At 68.3% G+C, this 221-nt stretch carries 1 pseudogene; it reads left to right on the top strand.

The window, feature by feature from the left end:
• Positions 1–221, top strand: a pseudogene (locus tag AC3A6G_RS27490) (methyl-accepting chemotaxis protein); the annotation flags it as partial.

Raw genomic sequence — 221 nt, 5'->3', positions numbered from 1 at the left:
GCCATCGCCACCGCCTCGGGCCAGATCGCCGCGGGCAACCAGGATCTCTCGTCGCGCACCGAGGAACAGGCCAGCTCGCTCGAGCAGACGGCGGCCTCGATGGAAGAGCTGACCTCGACCGTCAAGCAGAACGCCGACAACGCTCGCCAGGCCAACCAGCTCGCGCTCTCGGCCTCGGAAGTGGCAGTGAAGGGCGGCAATGTGGTCGGCCAGGTGGTCGA

This window comes from Variovorax sp. Soil_C_26 (assembly GCF_057657075.1).
The sequence above is the reverse complement of the archived record's forward strand: the minus strand, read 5'-3'. Positions and strand labels throughout refer to the sequence as shown.